The sequence below is a fragment of the Streptomyces sp. NPDC001890 genome (assembly GCF_042891445.1).
In the GTDB taxonomy this organism is placed as follows: Bacteria; Actinomycetota; Actinomycetes; order Streptomycetales; family Streptomycetaceae; genus Streptomyces.
Genome location: NZ_JBIATE010000009.1, coordinates 187,796 through 202,909, shown reverse-complemented (window position 1 = coordinate 202,909; position 15,114 = coordinate 187,796). Strand labels below are relative to the sequence as shown.

Annotated in this window: 14 protein-coding genes; 8 read left to right on the top strand and 6 right to left on the bottom strand. The window is 71.0% G+C overall.

All coding sequences use genetic code 11. The annotated features are described in order from the left end of the window. Positions 1–70: 70 nt before the first annotated feature. Positions 71–637 (top strand): nucleoside deaminase, encoded by a 567-nt coding sequence (locus tag ACFYY1_RS23345; protein ID WP_388588544.1) that lies wholly within the window; start codon positions 71–73, stop codon positions 635–637. A gap of 140 nt (positions 638–777) precedes the next feature. Here the strand turns inward: ACFYY1_RS23345 and ACFYY1_RS23340 are convergent, their stop codons facing one another. Beyond that, positions 778–969 (bottom strand): DUF6381 family protein, encoded by a 192-nt coding sequence (locus ACFYY1_RS23340; RefSeq protein WP_388588541.1) that lies wholly within the window; start codon positions 967–969, stop codon positions 778–780. 130 nt (positions 970–1,099) lie between these two features. Here ACFYY1_RS23340 and ACFYY1_RS23335 point away from each other — a divergent pair, with 130 nt between their 5' ends. From ACFYY1_RS23335 to ACFYY1_RS23325, 3 genes are all read left to right on the top strand, one after another. Then, the gene (locus ACFYY1_RS23335; RefSeq protein WP_388588538.1) at positions 1,100–1,795 is read left to right on the top strand and encodes a ribonuclease H; all 696 of its coding nucleotides are present in this window, start codon (positions 1,100–1,102) and stop codon (positions 1,793–1,795) included. 316 nt (positions 1,796–2,111) lie between these two features. Next, complete coding sequence (locus ACFYY1_RS23330) at positions 2,112–2,462, top strand: hypothetical protein (protein ID WP_388588535.1); 351 nt, start codon at positions 2,112–2,114, stop codon at positions 2,460–2,462. Positions 2,463–3,021: 559 nt separating this feature from the next. After that, positions 3,022–3,753 carry a CDP-alcohol phosphatidyltransferase family protein gene (locus ACFYY1_RS23325; protein ID WP_388588532.1) on the top strand — a complete coding sequence of 244 codons (732 nt, stop codon included), beginning with the start codon at positions 3,022–3,024 and terminating at the stop codon, positions 3,751–3,753. Here the strand turns inward: ACFYY1_RS23325 and ACFYY1_RS23320 are convergent. Continuing rightward, a complete protein-coding gene (locus tag ACFYY1_RS23320) occupies positions 3,728–4,168 on the bottom strand; it encodes an adenylyltransferase/cytidyltransferase family protein (protein ID WP_388588529.1) in 441 nt (146 codons plus the stop codon). The two genes, ACFYY1_RS23325 and ACFYY1_RS23320, sit on opposite strands and share 26 nt — an antisense overlap. Positions 4,169–4,403: 235 nt before the next feature. Here ACFYY1_RS23320 and ACFYY1_RS23315 point away from each other — a divergent pair, with 235 nt between their 5' ends. From ACFYY1_RS23315 to ACFYY1_RS23305, 3 genes are read left to right on the top strand one after another with little or no spacing between them, the layout of a single operon-like run. Beyond that, positions 4,404–5,669 carry a glycosyltransferase gene (locus tag ACFYY1_RS23315; RefSeq protein WP_388588526.1) on the top strand — a complete coding sequence of 422 codons (1,266 nt, stop codon included), beginning with the start codon at positions 4,404–4,406 and terminating at the stop codon, positions 5,667–5,669. Further along, positions 5,666–7,339: a lipopolysaccharide biosynthesis protein gene (locus ACFYY1_RS23310; RefSeq protein ID WP_388588523.1), complete on the top strand. Its 1,674-nt coding sequence runs from the start codon at positions 5,666–5,668 to the stop codon at positions 7,337–7,339. Before ACFYY1_RS23315 ends, ACFYY1_RS23310 begins: the two co-directional genes overlap by 4 nt. Then, positions 7,336–8,589 (top strand): hypothetical protein, encoded by a 1,254-nt coding sequence (locus ACFYY1_RS23305; protein ID WP_388588521.1) that lies wholly within the window; start codon positions 7,336–7,338, stop codon positions 8,587–8,589. Before ACFYY1_RS23310 ends, ACFYY1_RS23305 begins: the two co-directional genes overlap by 4 nt. On the opposite strand, the gene ACFYY1_RS23300 is transcribed toward ACFYY1_RS23305, so the two are convergent. After that, positions 8,552–10,063: a hypothetical protein gene (locus tag ACFYY1_RS23300; protein WP_388588518.1), complete on the bottom strand. Its 1,512-nt coding sequence runs from the start codon at positions 10,061–10,063 to the stop codon at positions 8,552–8,554. The genes ACFYY1_RS23305 and ACFYY1_RS23300 overlap by 38 nt on opposite strands. A 106-nt stretch (positions 10,064–10,169) precedes the next feature. Here ACFYY1_RS23300 and ACFYY1_RS23295 point away from each other — a divergent pair, with 106 nt between their 5' ends. Then, the gene (locus ACFYY1_RS23295) at positions 10,170–11,360 is read left to right on the top strand and encodes a glycosyltransferase (RefSeq protein ID WP_388588515.1); all 1,191 of its coding nucleotides are present in this window, start codon (positions 10,170–10,172) and stop codon (positions 11,358–11,360) included. Here ACFYY1_RS23295 and ACFYY1_RS23290 read toward each other — a convergent pair. The 3 genes from ACFYY1_RS23290 to ACFYY1_RS23280 are packed head-to-tail and all read right to left on the bottom strand — an operon-like array spanning position 11,332 to position 15,109. Next, positions 11,332–12,159: a glycosyltransferase family 2 protein gene (locus tag ACFYY1_RS23290; protein WP_388588512.1), complete on the bottom strand. Its 828-nt coding sequence runs from the start codon at positions 12,157–12,159 to the stop codon at positions 11,332–11,334. The two genes, ACFYY1_RS23295 and ACFYY1_RS23290, sit on opposite strands and share 29 nt — an antisense overlap. After that, entirely contained in the window at positions 12,156–12,851 is a 696-nt protein-coding gene (locus ACFYY1_RS23285; protein WP_388588509.1) for a hypothetical protein, read from the bottom strand. The genes ACFYY1_RS23290 and ACFYY1_RS23285 overlap by 4 nt, the downstream gene beginning before the upstream one ends. Then, positions 12,848–15,109: a LamG-like jellyroll fold domain-containing protein gene (locus ACFYY1_RS23280; protein WP_388588507.1), complete on the bottom strand. Its 2,262-nt coding sequence runs from the start codon at positions 15,107–15,109 to the stop codon at positions 12,848–12,850. The genes ACFYY1_RS23285 and ACFYY1_RS23280 overlap by 4 nt, the downstream gene beginning before the upstream one ends. Positions 15,110–15,114: the final 5 nt, after the last annotated feature.

Below are 15,114 nucleotides of genomic sequence, written 5' to 3'. Positions count from 1 at the left end.
AGGGTCACTCTAGTCCCCGAAAGGTGGTCGCGCCAGGAGGGCGGGCGCCGATGAAGAGGGGTTTGCCGTGATGGGGCACAAGGAATTCATGGCCGAAGCCGTGCGGCTGGCCACCGAGTCCGTCGAGGAGGGCTGGGGCGGGCCGTTCGGTGCCGTGATCACCAAGGACGGCGAGATCATCGCACGTGGGCAGAACCGGGTACTGCTCACCGCCGATCCGACCGCTCACGGCGAGGTGGAGGCCATTCGCAAGGCCATTCAGGTCTTCAATCCCGAGGCCCCCAGCATCTCCGAGGCGTACCTGGACCGGTACACGCTCAAACTGGTGCCGCGCCCCGAGGGTTCGCCCGATCTCGTGCCGGAGCGCGCCCGGATGCTGCAGGGGTGCACGATCTACACGAGCGGTGCCCCGTGCCCGATGTGCATGAGTGCCATCTACTGGGCCCGCATCGGCGCCGTCTACTACAGCTGTGACTGGAAGGCGACCCAGGAGATCGGTTTCGACGACGCTTTCCAGTACGAGGACTTCGCCAAGCCCCCGGACCGGCGCAGCATCACACTCGAACAGATCCATCCCGAACTGGGGAACAGGTCCTACCGGGCCTGGGCGGACAGGGCGAACAAGCACCCCTACTGAAGAACCAGCGACCGAGGACCGAGGACCGGGGAACAGGGGATGCCGGGCGGGCTGCGGAGCCGGCCCGGCACGGCGGCCGACGGCTTGCCGCACACTCATGGAAGAGCGGCAAGACGTCGGCCGTCGGCTTGCGGCGGGTGCTACTTGGGCGGACGGCTGCCTCCGCCGCCCATGCCGGTCTGCTGGTCGCACTGCTCCTGCAGCTTCCGGGCCTTCTCCTGGAGCCGCTGGCGCTGCTCAGGGTCGGTGGTGCGCTCGGCGGCCTCGGTCATGTGCCGGGCCTTTTCACGCAGCTGCTGCGCACGGTCACCGGATTCACGTGCAACGCTCATCATCGCTCCTTGTGCGGTTGGGAAGAGCGGGCTCCATCAGAGAACCAGCGCCGCCGGGTCACCGCACCTCGAATCGTCACTCAGGGTGACGAGCTCCGGGGGGTGTCGCGACGCTGGCATGATCAAGGGCATGAACGAGAGCATCATCGCCGCGTGTGACGGGGCGTCCAAGGGCAATCCGGGTCCTGCGGCCTGGGCATGGGTCGTGGCGGACGCACAGGGCCGGCCCGAGCGCTGGGAGGCGGGACCGCTGGGCACCGCGACCAACAATGTCGCCGAACTCACCGCGCTGCGAGAGCTGTTGGAGTCGACGGACCCCGCCGTGGCGATCGAGGTACGGATGGACTCGCAGTACGCGATGAACGCCGTGACGAAGTGGCTGCCGGGGTGGAAACGCAACGGCTGGAAGACCTCGGCGGGCAAGCCGGTGGCCAACCGTGACCTGGTGGTCGCCATCGACGACCGGCTGGCCGGCCGGACCGTGCGCTTCACCTACGTCCCGGCCCACCAGGTGGACGGCGACCCGCTCAACGCACTCGCCGACCAGGCGGCCAGCGAGGCCGCGGTGGCCCAGCGGCCGGCCGGAACCGCGCACGGCTCCACACAGCTGCCGACCCCGGCCCCCGCCCGGGCGACCGAGGGCCGGCGCGGCGGCGCGGCGACGAAGAAGGCGGCGGGGACGGCGCGTCCCGCCCGTTCCGGCGGCACCATCAAGGCCAGGTTCGCGGGTCGCTGCCACTGCGGAAAGCCCTACGCGGCACAGGACATGATCGCCAAGAACCCCAACGGCTGGGGCCACCCGGAGTGCCGAACCACCTCCGCCTGAGGAGCATCGCGGCCCGGACGGGCACTGCCGGGGAGGGGCAGCGCCCGTCCGGCGGTTCGGGCCGGGCCGGACAGGACAGGACAGGCACCCGCAAGGGTGTGAGGGATTTCGCCCCCCCCCAACGCAGGTCGGGGCCGGGAGATGGCCGGGCCGGCAGCGGAACCGGATGGGAGCGAGGGAATCAATGTTTCCATGCTCATGCCATATTCGGTTCAAGTGGAAAGGTGTCCGGCCCGACGCGGGCGGGGTGGGCTCGCATTGATTCCCGCAGGCTGTGATTTCCGAAAGGATCACCGTTCAACTCTTGCCATGGGCCATGCCTGTTCGTAATGTTGAGCATCCAGCACTCAGCAACGGTGCTGGTGCTGGTGTAGTTGTCCTGTCAGAACTGCGCCATTCGGGAAAACAGTTGAACACGACCGCAATCGTTACGATGATCCTTGCGGCCTTGCTCGGCTTCGGTCGAGTACTCGACGGAGTCGAGTCATTGAAGGAAGGGATCATCAAGATGATCCGGTCCTTCGTGGAGGTTCGGGATGAACTGGACCGCGCGAAGCGGTCTCATCGGCCCAAGTCCACTCAAGGAGATCAGTTGGAGCCAACTCCGGACCACACAAAGGAACTTCCGGATGTAGCCCCAGGTGGCGACCGGAAATCCGCCGGCTAGAACTTCAGATCCTCCCTCTGGGATCCACTCAGGACTGAATGAGCCTCTGCCTTCAGCCCCGAGAGTCCGATGAGTATGCAGCAAGTGCGATTTTGCTTGCGACCATTGCTATGTCTATGAATACGCAGATCAGAGCTGCCGCACTCGGCCAGTAAAATCTCTGATGAAGTCGTTTTCTGAGATGCCCAGTACCTGACTGGGAAAGCCAACGTACCTGAACTGCCCTCCGCGTCAGTGATCCTGCACGGAGGGGAGACCCTGAGAAGTCAGTAGATCACGCCCCCATCGCGCATTCGCGGGGGCTTTCTTTGCGTTGTGGACCGATGGCGTCGCTACGGCCGAGGGCTGCCGAGCCGGACTCCTCGCCCAGTCTCCGAGTCTCCGAGCCTTCGTGATCCGGACCGAGGTCCCCCTGTGAACCACACGATCACGACCCGATACGCGCCCGGTGCCCCCGCGCGACCGGGTCCGCGTGCCATGATGCGGATCCGGTGGCGGTGTCCGCGCATGCCTGGGCCGATGCCGACGCTTACCACGACCGTGGGACGCTGGGGGGCGGATGGGGAGCAAGGGTACGGTCCTGCGTGAGCTGCGCGGTGCGCAGAAGACGGCCAAGGGGGTGTCGCTCTACTCGCGGTACGTGAACCGGCCGGCCGGCCGGGTCCTCGCGGCAGGTGCGTACCGGATGGGGTTGACGCCCAATCAAGTCACGTTGATCAGTGCGGCGTTCACGTTCGCCGCGATCGCCGCGGTGGCGCTAGTCCGCCCCTCCCCGGGGCTCGCGGTCGCGGTGTACGCGGGGCTCGCCATCGGCTTCGCCCTCGATTCGGCCGACGGGCAGCTGGCCAGGCTCACCGGCGGGGGAGGTCCGGACGGCGAGTGGCTGGACCATGTCGTGGACTGCGCCAAGATGATCCTCGTGCACACCGCCGTGCTGATCTCGTTCCAGCGTTTCGCCGGACTGCCTGGCGAGGGCTGGCTGCTCCTGCCATTGGGTTTCCTGTTCACGGCGGTGCTGACGTTCTGCGCGGGTCTGCTGCGTGAGCAGCTGGGAAAGGCGGCCGCCCGGCCCGCGGCGGGCGCCGGGGGCGCCGTCCCGGTCTCGCGGCTGCGGGCCGTGGCGCTGCTGCCCGCCGACTACGGGGTGTTCTGCCTGGTGTTCCTGCTCCTCGGCGACCGCACCGCGTTCCGCACCGGCTATGCGGTGCTCGCCGCCGTGCACGCTCTGTTCCTGGTGGTGTTCCTCGCCAAGTGGTTCACGGAGCTCAGAGCGCTCCGGACTGCGGACTGACGAGGGTGTCCAGCGCCCGGCGCAGCTGGGTGCTGGACGTGTGCACGGTGTACGGGAAGTAGACGACCTCCACGCCGACCTCGGCGAAGTCGCGTTCGAGCCGCCTGCCCTTCTCCGTGTCCCGCCAGTCGTCCCCCTTGAAGATCACGTCGAACCTCACCTGCTGCCAGGTCTCGACCTTGTCGGGCACCGTCTCGACGAACGCCGCGTCCACGTGGCGCACGCTGCGCACGATCTCCAGGCGCTCCGGCAGCGGAATCACCGGCCGATGGCCCTTGGCGAGCTCGGCCATCTCGTCCGAGACGACCCCGGCGACGAGGTAGTCGCACTGACTGCGGGCGTGCCGCAGGATATTGAGGTGCCCCACATGGAAGAGGTCGTAGACCCCCGGCGCGTAGCCGACCCTGTGCACCATCCGTTCTCTCCCCCCACGGTGAGCGTGATGTCCGTGTCCCGCAGCAGTTGTCCGGACATGCCATCCGGTGCGGTGGGATATCGGTATCGGTGTTGATGGAGCAACGACCTTACTGTGAAGACCACTTGCGCATCTCGTGAACGGATAAGCTCGCTTTTGGGGCTGTTCCCCGGGGGGAGTCCGGGGGCTGTTTCTTGGGGGAACACCGAATGTTCCGGGGGGAAGGCGAGCGCCCATGTCCGATGCCGATCGTCACAAGCCGTTCGAGGGCCGTACCCTGCTGGTGGTCTCGACGAACTACGCGCCGGAGCTGACGGGCATCGGCCCGTACGCCGCGCAGCTCGCCGAGCACTGGGCGGCGTACGGGGCGGACACCCACGTACTGACCGGGATGCCGCACTACCCGTCCTGGCGGACCGAGGCGGAGTACCGGGGGGTGTGGCGGGTCGCCGAGAAGCGGGCCGGGGTCACCGTGCACCGGCGAAGACATTATGTGCCGTCCCGTCAGACCGCCCTGCGCAGAGCGACGTTCGAGGCGACGGTGCTGGGGCACGGGCTGCTTTCGCCGCCCGCCTCCCGGCCGCCCGACGCGGTGTTCTCCCAGATGCCCAGCCTCGCCGGGGGCGTCATCGGTGCCCGGCTGGCCGGCCGCCACCGGGTCCCGTACATACCCGTCGTGCAGGATCTGATGGGCGCCGCCGCCGCGCAGAGCGGCATCCGGGGCGGGGGCCGTGCGGCAGCCGTCGCCTCGGCCGCCGAGCGGTACGCGCTGCGCTCCGCGGCCCTCGTCGGCGTCATCCACGAGAGCTTCGTCCCCCGCGTCACCGCGTACGGGGTGGACCCGGGTCGCATCCGTACCGTGCCCAACTGGTCGCATGTGCGGGCCCCTTCCGCCGACCGGGCCGGGACCAGGGCGCGCCTCGGCTGGAGCGAGGGCACCCCGGTGGTCCTGCATTCCGGGAACATGGGGCTCAAGCAGGGTCTGGAGGTCCTCGTCGACGCGGCCCGGCTCGCGCCGGAGATCCGCGTGGTGCTCATGGGCGACGGGAATCAGCGCGAGGCGCTGCTGGCGCGCGCGGCGGGTCTGCGCAACCTCGACATCCTGCCCCCGGCCGACGCGGGCGAGTTCCCGGACGTCCTCGCCGCCGCCGACGTGCTCGCGGTGACCCAGCGGGCCTCCGTGCTCGACATGAGCGTCCCCTCCAAGCTCACCTCCTACTTCGTCTCGGGCCGGCCCGTGGTGGCCTCGGTCGCCGAGGGCGGAGGCACCGCACAGGAGGTCCAGCGCTCCGGCGCCGGGCTCCTCGTCGCCCCGGAGGACCCCGCGGCACTGCTGTCAGCCGTCCGCAAGCTGGTCGAGGCACCGGCCGGGGCGGACGCGCTCGGGGCCAACGGACCCCAGTACGTCGCACGCCACCTGGGCCGCGAGGCGGGCCTGGCCCGTTTCGACGCCCTGCTCACCGAGGTCCTCGCGGACACCGAAGGGAGACCACGCCGATGAACCAGCCGATCCGCGCCCTGGAGGACCAGGACGAACCCGCGCTGCTGAGGGACCAGTTCCGTCAGCTCCTGCGCTACCGGTCCCTGCTCGCCGCCGGCGTGCTCGTGGGGCTCGTCGGCGGCGGCTGGCTCGCGCTGAGCGGCGAGGAGAGCTACACATCGACGGGCGAGGTCGTCGTACGTTCCGCCGCCTCGGACCCGTTCGCCGCCGGTGCCTCCGCCGACAAGGGCATCAACATCGGCTCCGAGCGGCAGACCGCCGTCAGCGACACCGTGGGCACCCTGGCCGTCACGACCCTCGCCGGACAGGGCGACCGGGTGGCGGTCGGGCGGCTGCTCTCCGGCCTCCAGGTCACCAACCCGCCCAACACCCTTGTGCTCCGCTTCGCCTACACCGGCCGCACCCCCGCACTGGCCAGGGCGCGGGCCCAGGCGCTCGCCGACGCCTACCTGGAGATCCGCCGCCAGCGCACCGAGAACAGCATCGCCCACATGGTCGACGGCTACCGCGCCCAGCTCACCCCGCTCACCGAACAGCGCGACCAGCTGGCGGCGCAGACCGGCAACAGCAACGACGTGACCAGCGCACGGGCCAACCTGGTGGTCGCGATCTCCGAACTCAGCCGGAAGATCTCCGAGTTGCGCGCACTGGACACCACCCCCGGATACCTGACGAAGAAGCCCGCCGCCCCGACCGAGCCCACCGGGGCGGGACTGCCACTGCTGCTGGGGCTCGGCGGTGCCGTCGGTCTCGCCCTGGGGCTGCTGCTGTCCTGGGTCCGCCTGGTCTTCGACCCGGCCGTGCGCTCGACCCGGGAGCTGGTCCGTTCGCTCGGCGCGCCCCTGCTCGGCACCCTGCCCAGGGAGCGTGCGTACGGCGGCTCGCCGCTGGCCATCGGGCGCAGCGGCAGCAGGCTCGCGGAGGAGTACCGCGCGGTCGCCTTCCGGCTCGCCTACGACCCGTCGTTCGCCGAGCGCCGCCGGCTCCTGGTCACCGCCCCGCGCGGGGACGGCGCGGCCGCGGCCGCCGCCGCGGCCAACCTGGCCGCGGCCTTCGCCGAGATGGGACGCGACGTGATCCTGGTCGAGGCCGATCTGCGCACCCCCGCACTGGCCAGGGACCTGGGCCCGGCGGCGCAGGGCTCCCGGCCGCGCTGGGCGACCCGGGGCCGCCGCGCCTGGCCGTCGGACAGCCAGATGAACGTGGACGTACCCGGGTCGGGCGCCTTCACCCTGATAGCGGGCCGACGTACGGACAACGTGCCGCGTGCTTTGACATCGGCACCCGTCGGCCGGATCGTCGCCGAGGGCGACCGGCCCGGCGCCGTCGTCATCGTGCTGGCCCCGCCCGTGCTGTCGTACGCCGACGCCGTCGCACTGATCGACCGGGTCGAGGGCGTCGTGGTGGTCTGTGACCCGCGCGAGGTGCACCGCAGCGACCTGGAGCGGATCCGGGAGATCATCGGGGCGGCGGGCGGCTGTGTGCTCGGCGCCCTGCTGCACCCCGGCCTGAGCCGCCCCGAGCGCCGGGCCCGCAGGAAGGCCGCCAAGCGCCGGCCGGGCGGCGGCCGGCCGGCCCGGGACGAAGCGGGCCACGGGCCGGAACACACAGGTGACCCCGCCGAGACGCTGGGGCTGCGCCCCTTCGACTCCACCGCCGGACACAGATGAGGGCACGTACCGCGATCGTCTGCTCGGTCGCGGACCAGGGCGTGGCCGCGCTCACCAACATCCTGGTGCTGGTGACGGCCGCCCGGCTCTCCACCGTGACGGAGTTCGCCCGCTTCTCGGCGGTCTACCTCGTCTTCACGGTGCTGCTGGGCGTGTCCGGCGCCTACACCGGGCAGCCGCTCGTGCTGCGGCGCGGCGGCATCGAGGAGGTGCGCGGCGCCTGCCGGTCCGCGGTGGCGTTCACCCTGCTCGCCGCGGCACTGCTCGGCGCCGCCCTGGCCGGAGTCTGCCTGCTGGTGCCGGGCGCCACCGCCAAGGCCCTGGTGGCGCTGGGGTTCGTCCTGCCGGTGGTGCTGGGCCAGGACACCATGCGCTATGCCTTCTCCACCCTGCACCTGCCGCATCTGGCGCTGACGGGCGACGTCCTGCGACTGGGCTGTGTGCTGGGCGCGTTGGGCCTGCAACCGCACGGCGCCCCGGCCGCCCGGCTCGTCGTGGTGTGGGGGCTCGCCGCGCTGCCGGCCCTGCTCCTGTCGGCCGCCCTGCTGCACCGGAGGGTGGCCGGGGCACCGGTACGGCCGAGGGTTCTGCTGCGGCGCGGCCATCTCGGGCGGCGCTTCGTGGTGGAGTTCGCGGTGGGCAACGCCACCGGCCAGCTCTCCGTGCTCGGAATCGGCGCGGTCGGCAGCCCGCTGGTGGTCGGCGCGCTGCGGGGTGCGACCACCCTGTTCGGGCCGTTGAACGTGCTGTTCGGCTCGGCCACCGGCTTCGGCCCGCCCCTGTTGGGCAGGCTCGACGGCGAACGGCGCAGGGTACGGGCCGCCGCCGTGCTCGCGGCCGTCCTCGCGGCGGTCGCGGCCGCCTGGGGCACCGTACTGGCCCTGCTGCCCGACCCGGCCGGACGCCGGCTGCTGGGGGACACCTGGCCCACGGCGGCCGCCCTGCTCCCGGCGACCGCCAGTCAGTACGCGGCGATGGCCGTCGGCACCTGCGGGCTGCTGGCGCTGCGGATGCTCGACCCGCGGACCACGCTCGCCATCCAGGTGGTCTTCTCCCTCGCCTCCGTCGCCTTCCTCACCGGCGGCTATGCGCTGGGCGGGGTCCCGGGCGCGGCCTGGGGCCTGTGCCTGGGCTCCGGGTGCAAGGCGGTGGCCACCTGGACCAGGGTGGTCCGGCTCGGGAGGAACCGTACCGCCGAGGCGCGGGCACCCCTCAGCGCGGGCGCCGCCCGGCCCGGCGAAAGCTCGTGACCAGCAGCAGACAGAGCGCCGCGACGGCCAGCTTGCCGACGGACTGCAACAGCGGACCGCGCAACAGGATGAAGGCGTACCCGGCGACCAGCGGCGCGGTGACCGCCAGGACGCTGCCGGGCCCCGGACCGTCCCGGGAGACGGCCCGCGCGTACCGCCGGTCGGTACGGGCGGCGGCGTACCCGATCAGCGCGAGGCCGCCGACCATGCCCGGCGCACCGAAGTCGACCCACAGCTCGGTCCACAGCGGCGCCGACAGATTGGTCATGCTCATCCCCATCCACTGACCGACGCGCACCCCCGTGTCCTCCGGCTTGCCGCTCCACACCGACCGGGGCACGAAGAAGAGGGCGGAACCCGCCAGTTGACGGCCGTAGGTGTGGCCGCGGGTGTCGACCCAGGTGATCGTGTTGGCGAACATCACCGTCTGGTCGTAGTCCTTGGTGGCCAGCGGCTCGAACACCGACGACGAGTCCACCGGCCGGTACCCGGCGCTGTCGTACCGGAACCGGTCCGCGTAGGGGAACAGCACCAGCGCCCCGACCACCCCCAGGGCCAGCACCGAACGGTACATCGCCGCACTGGTGGGGAACGCGGTGAACAGCAGCGAGACCAGCACCGTCAGGAACCAGTAACGGGCGTTGGACAACGGGTTGTTGACGATCACGTTGAGGACGAGGAGACCGGCCCAGACCAGCACCGCCGACGGGGAGCGCCGGGCCGCGCGCGAGGTCACCAGACGGCGGGTGAGGAAGAGCAGCGCCAGCAGCGCGGGCACCGTGCCGAAGCCCTTGAGGAAGGCCGCCCCCACCTGGGACCCGTCCGATCCCACCCCGCTCCCCGCGACCGAGGCACTGATCTCCTGACGGCTGGTGAAGAAGACCGCCGGACCGCCGACCTTCAGGATGTAGTAGCCGCTCGCCGCGAAGGCCAGCAGCACCAGCAGCCCGAGCCGCCCCGGGTGCGCGACCGCCGGACGCCCCCCGGAACGTGCGGCGACCCGCCGCCGCAGCGGCCGACGCGACGCCAGCAGGGCCCCCAGGTCGAAGGCGGCGCAGCCCACCAGGACCAGCGCGACGGCCGTCACCAGGTCCGACCGCGGCCCGACCATCGGCGTAGGTGTCTGCCCGATGACGGCCTGGGCGAACGGTGCCACGCCCATCGCGATGTACACGAACATCCAGAAGACACCCTGCAACAGGCGCCGCCGGGTGGAGAGGACCATGGTCGCGAGCCGGATCCCCGCATAGCAGGTCAGCACCAGCTGCAGCCAGTACGCGGTGTCGCGGACCCCGGTGCCGGGCTGCGCGGCGATCACCGCGGGCAGGAAACAGACCAGGGCGAGGATGAGCGGCACCGCCAGGGCGCGCGAGAGCATCGCCCACGACCCGGGCCCGGCCTGCGCGTGGCCCGGCTCCCGCGGGCCGTGCTCCGGTACGGGTGCGGACGGCGCCGCCTCGTGCACGGACGTCATGTGCTCCCCGTTTCCGTGGACCTGTGAACACTCTAACGAATCAACCCACTTGGGGGGTTTGGATGACTAGTCTGTGAAACGTCGGCCGCGGTTGAGGGGAACCCTGGTGAAGATCCTGCACGTCGTCACACTGCACACCCCGGACCACGCGTTCGGCGGCCCGACCAGGGTGGCGCTGAACCTGTCGAAGGTCCAGCGGGCCGCCGGCGACGACGCCAGGATCATGGCCCTGGGCGACGGCTTCGACGGCCCCCTGCCGCGTGAGATCGAGTCGGTGCCGGCGCATCTCTTCCCGGCCCGCCACCTGCTCCCCGCGTTCGAGGTCAGCGGCATCACCTCCGGTGCGCTCCTGCACGCCGCGTACCGCATGATGCGCGGCGCCGACCTCGTCCATGTCCACCTGATGCGCGACCTGGTGACACTGCCCGCCGCGCTGCTCGCCCTGGCGGCCCGCACCCCCCTGGTCGTCCAGACGCACGGCATGGTCGATCCCACCGAGAACCGGTTCGCCCGGCTCACCGACCTCCTCGCGGTGCGCAGGGTGCTGCGCGGGGCCGACGCCGTACTCCACCTCACCGAGACGGAACGCCTCGACGTGAACGCCGTCGCCGCACCGGTCCCGCTGACCCGGACCGTACGGCTGGTCAACGGAGTGCGCCCGCAGGAGATCAAGCCCGCCCGGGAACCGGGGCGGCCGCCGACGGTCCTCTTCCTCGCCCGGATCCAGGAGCGCAAGCGCCCGGAGGACTTCGTCGCCGCGATGCCGGCGGTCCTGGCCCGGCATCCGGACGCCCGCTTCGTGCTCGCCGGTCCCGACACCGGCGCGCTGCCCGCGACCCTTGAACTCGCCCGCAGGCTGGGGGTGACGGGATCGCTCGACCATGTGGGGCCGCTCGGTCACGAGGAGGTCCTGGCGGCGGGACGGCGGGCCGATGTCTACGTACTGCCGTCGATCGAGGAGCCCCTGGGCGTGTCCGTCCTCGAAGCGATGTCGGTCGGTACCCCCGTCGTCATCACCCGCACCTGCGGACTCGGCCCCGATGTGGCGCGCGCCGGCGCGGGCCGGGTGATCGACAGCCGGGTCGGCGAGGACGGGAAGAACGCCCTGAAGGTCGCCGCCGCCGTCCTGGAACTCCTCGAACCGGAGACCAACACCCGTACGGGCAGGGCCGCCTGGGACCTGGTGAACGAGGACTTCACCATCGAGGCCGTGACCGCCACCCTCCGGCGGACCTACGAGGACGTGGTCCGCCGGAGGAGCGGCAGGGTCAAACGGTCTTCCCCTCACGGGACTTGAGAGCGATCTGCCAGCGGTAGAAGCTCATCGCCAGCGCGAAGTCGAACCCCGCCCGCCCGTCGAGGAACCCCCGCCGGTACAGATACATGTAGGCGAACGACACCAGGGGCTTGAACGGTGCCTTGTGGAACAGCTGCCCCTGGCGCGATTTCACCCTGCGCACCTGCTCCTTGACCTCGGGGTGGTGCTCCAGCCACGCCTCCCAGTCCGAGTAGCGGTTGTGCCGCTCGAACCAGGCGGTGACCGGGTCGAGATCCTGGTGCTCGATCGGATTACGGAGCGAGCCGACCGAATCGGCGACTGGCTGGTAGTGGCCCTCGACCTCACCGATGCCCGGCGCGTCCAGATCACCCACCTCCGGATACCGGCAGCGGGTGCGGTCGGTCAGTGACCGCTTCCGGATGGTGTAGCCGTGCCGCAGCCGCTTCCCGGAGAACCAGTAGCCGAGCGGAATGTCGTACGCCGCGGGCTTCGGCGCGGCCGGGTCGGCGAAGACCTGCCGCAGTTCGGCCAGCAGACCGGGACCGATCCGCTCGTCGCCGTCGAGCAGCAGGATCCAGTCCAGGTCCGTGCGGACATGGTCCAGACACCACTGCTTCTTGCGTGGATGACCGCCGTCCCAGGTGTACGTGACCACCTCGGCGCCGCACTCCTCGGCGATCTTCACCGTCTCGTCCGTGCTGTGCGAGTCGACGACGACGACCGCCTCGAAATGGCCGAGTACCGACGTCACCGCCTCGGCGATGTTGAGCCCCTCGTTCTTCGTGGGGATCGCCACGGCTATCGGCAGCTTGCTCATCCGAGGTCTCCTTCGGGCAGCCAGGCGTAGCAGCCTGTGGAGGTGAAGACACGGGCCTGCCGGGGCACGGTGATCGTGGTCCGCTTCCCGGCGGAGCCGGAGCCGGAGGCCAGGGTCCTGCCGTCCGTTCCGGTGATCCGCCAGGTGCAGTCTCCGGTGGGGGAGACGTCGCGGTAGCGGCCCGGCCGGATCCGCTCGTCGCGGTACGTGCCGTCCGCGTACCCCCGGTCGGCCTCCCGCAGCAGATCCCGGTGCTGGGTGCAGAGGTGCTCGACGGCGGGTCGCGCGTCGGCGATCTCGCCCGTCACGATCGCACCGACCGCCACGTCCCGGTCGGCCTTCACCAGGAACCGCAGCCGGTCGCAGGTTTCCTGGCCGGTCTGGAGCACCGCCGCGGGGTCCATTCCCCGGGGCACCCGGTCGACCAGGTATTCCTTCTGCTTCCGGGTGAACGAACCGGTGGCCGGGGTGAGTTGATCGCTGGGCAGCTTGGGCGGCTCACTCGTGCGCGGGGCCGGTGGAGCACCGCCGGCGGTGGCGCCGGGCCCCACCGACGCGGCGGCGAGCGGGGTCCGCGTGACCGCCGGTCCGGCTCCGCTCGCACCGGCCCGCCTCTCGGACGACGAGCCGCAGGCGGCCAGCGCCGCCGTCAGTACGACGGCGGCGGCACCGGCCCGGAACGGATGCCTCATCCGGTTGTCCTCAGCGCGTAGTGGGCACTTACCTGCGCGCTGCTCAGCGCGGTCGGGTAGACGGCGGTCTCGTCGATCTGCCCGGCGAAGAAGTTGCTCGTCGGCTTGGACGGCCAGCCGTTGAGGTTGTCCCCGCCCACCCGCCAGTAGCCGTCGTACTTCTCGTTGCCGGTGTACAGGACGCTGGAGGCGCGGAGCTGCCCGTCGACGTACAACGCCATGCCGCCGGGGCCCTGGGTGGCGACGACATGGTGCCAGGCGCCGTTGTTGTAGGCGGCGGGCGTGGTGACCGTCCGGACGCTGCCGCTGTGCACCCCGAAGACCAGCCGGCCGTCGTCACGCATGTACACGTGCTTGTCGTACTGGGTGCTGTTCTGCATGGTCAGGTTGGAGAAGCCGATGATCCTCCCGCCCTTGGTGGTCGTCGTCCTGATCCACGTCTCCACCGAGAACCTGGTCGGCTGCGGATGGCGCCTGTTGCTGTAGACGTACTGCGTCGAGCCGTTGAGGCCGATCGCGGTCGAGGGGCCCGGGACGGCGGCCGGGGTCACCCGCCGGGTGGGGGAGTTGCGGACGAACCCGTTGTTCCGCGCTCCGCTGCTGTCGCCCGCGAGGGTCGAGGCGGTCTCGTCGTACCGCCAGTAGAGCGAAGCGCCGTCCGCGAGCACCTTGGCGGGATACTTCTCGGCCGTGGAGGTCACGGTGGCGGACACCGCGGCCGACTTGGCGCTGGTGTTGGTGCCGTCGCTCGCGCTGATCCGGTACGAGTGGGTCTCGCCCGCCGCCACGTCCGTGTCGGTCCAGCTCAGTTGCGGCCGGTCCCAGAACAGCGAGTAGCCGGTCGTGGTGTGCACCGGGGTGCTCGCGCCGTCCTTGTAGATCCGGTAGGTCAGCTCCCCGTCGTCGGTGTCGAAACTGGTCTGCCAGTCGACCACCACCTTCCCCGGGGCGATGGTGGACAGGGTCACGTTGGGCACCCACGGGGCACCGGTGTCGGGACCGTCGGCGAACCGGGTCAGGCCCTGCTGCGCGACGCCGTTGACGGTGGTGAACTCGCCGCCGACCCACAGGTAGTGATGCCCGCCCTTGTCGGTCTGGGCCATCACCCGGGGCCCGACCGGCTCCCCGATGCCGTCATTGGTGTCCGGGAACCAGGGCAACAGCTTCGGGTCGTCGACGGACTGGGCCAGCAGATGCTTGCGCGGCTGGTTGGGGAACTCGCCCATGGTGGCGCAGTCATGGGCGTGACTTCCGCTGTACAGCACGCCGTCGTGCACCAGGACGGCCTGGGTGGCACCGAGGCAGGTGTCCCGCCAGCGCTGCTCGAAGCTGCTCAGGTCCAGTGCGATCCGGCCGTCGAAGACACCGCCCCCGGTGCCCTCGTTGGCGGTGTAGAAGCCGGTGGCGTCCGTGGTGAGGTCCTGCACCGTGGAGGTGTTGGGAATGAACCCGGCCGGATAGCTCTTGGTCACGGCCCCGGTGGTGGCGTCCACGACCGCCAGCGCGTGCGACGTGGCGCCGTTGACCTTGAAGAAGTTGCCGCCGAGCAGCACGTGCTTGCGGTCGGGCGTCAGCTCGACGGCCCGGCCGATCTCGTCCGCGTCGGCCTTCCACGGCTTCAGCGCGGCGCCCGTGGTGACCGCGGCGAACTTGTTCCTGGTCTGTCCGGCCACCGTGTTGAAGTCACCGCCCAGGTACACGGTGTCGGCGGTGACGGCGAGGGCCCGCACCGTCGCGGAGACGGAGACCTTGAAGTCCTGGCGCGGGGTGCAGCTCGCGGTGTCGATCGCGGCGATGTTGCTCACCGCGACACCGCTCACCGACCCGAACTGCCCTCCGACGTACAGGGTCTTCTGGTCCGGCGAGAGGGCAAGCGCCCGTACGGTCGCCGTGCCGGACGAGAGGGTGAACGACAGGCTGCAGCCGGTCGGCGCACCGGTCGCGGCGTCGAAGGCGGCGAAGTTCACCGCGGGCTGCTCCGAGGTGCCGGCTGCCGCGCCCGGCGGCCGTACGGTGGAGAAGGTGCCGCCGGCGTAGACGACACCGGCGTCCGAGGCGGCCATCGACCAGACGATGCCGTTGGTCTGCCAGGTGGTGAGGTCGTCAGCGGTCAGCGAGACCGGCGGGGTGAGGGCCGCGGCCGGGGAGCCCCCGGACGCGGCGGCGGACAGTGCTCCGGCCAGCAGACAGAGCGCGGCGGCGGCGGCACGTACCCGGCCGCGGCGTACGGGTCTGCGGCCCGTGGTGGTTTTCATCATTCGGC

What these genes read in the sequence shown, in the direction of transcription:
- ACFYY1_RS23315 (WP_388588526.1), top strand. Translation starts at nt 4,404, where the DNA reads ATGTCCGATGCCGATCGTCACAAGCCGTTCGAGGGCCGTACCCTGCTG.
- ACFYY1_RS23300 (WP_388588518.1), bottom strand. Translation starts at nt 10,063, where the DNA reads ATGACGTCCGTGCACGAGGCGGCGCCGTCCGCACCCGTACCGGAGCAC.
- ACFYY1_RS23280 (WP_388588507.1), bottom strand. Translation starts at nt 15,109, where the DNA reads ATGATGAAAACCACCACGGGCCGCAGACCCGTACGCCGCGGCCGGGTA.
- ACFYY1_RS23345 (WP_388588544.1), top strand. Translation starts at nt 71, where the DNA reads ATGGGGCACAAGGAATTCATGGCCGAAGCCGTGCGGCTGGCCACCGAG.
- ACFYY1_RS23335 (WP_388588538.1), top strand. Translation starts at nt 1,100, where the DNA reads ATGAACGAGAGCATCATCGCCGCGTGTGACGGGGCGTCCAAGGGCAAT.
- ACFYY1_RS23330 (WP_388588535.1), top strand. Translation starts at nt 2,112, where the DNA reads ATGCCTGTTCGTAATGTTGAGCATCCAGCACTCAGCAACGGTGCTGGT.
- ACFYY1_RS23310 (WP_388588523.1), top strand. Translation starts at nt 5,666, where the DNA reads ATGAACCAGCCGATCCGCGCCCTGGAGGACCAGGACGAACCCGCGCTG.
- ACFYY1_RS23340 (WP_388588541.1), bottom strand. Translation starts at nt 969, where the DNA reads ATGAGCGTTGCACGTGAATCCGGTGACCGTGCGCAGCAGCTGCGTGAA.
- ACFYY1_RS23290 (WP_388588512.1), bottom strand. Translation starts at nt 12,159, where the DNA reads ATGAGCAAGCTGCCGATAGCCGTGGCGATCCCCACGAAGAACGAGGGG.
- ACFYY1_RS23285 (WP_388588509.1), bottom strand. Translation starts at nt 12,851, where the DNA reads ATGAGGCATCCGTTCCGGGCCGGTGCCGCCGCCGTCGTACTGACGGCG.
- ACFYY1_RS23305 (WP_388588521.1), top strand. Translation starts at nt 7,336, where the DNA reads ATGAGGGCACGTACCGCGATCGTCTGCTCGGTCGCGGACCAGGGCGTG.
- ACFYY1_RS23320 (WP_388588529.1), bottom strand. Translation starts at nt 4,168, where the DNA reads ATGGTGCACAGGGTCGGCTACGCGCCGGGGGTCTACGACCTCTTCCAT.
- ACFYY1_RS23325 (WP_388588532.1), top strand. Translation starts at nt 3,022, where the DNA reads ATGGGGAGCAAGGGTACGGTCCTGCGTGAGCTGCGCGGTGCGCAGAAG.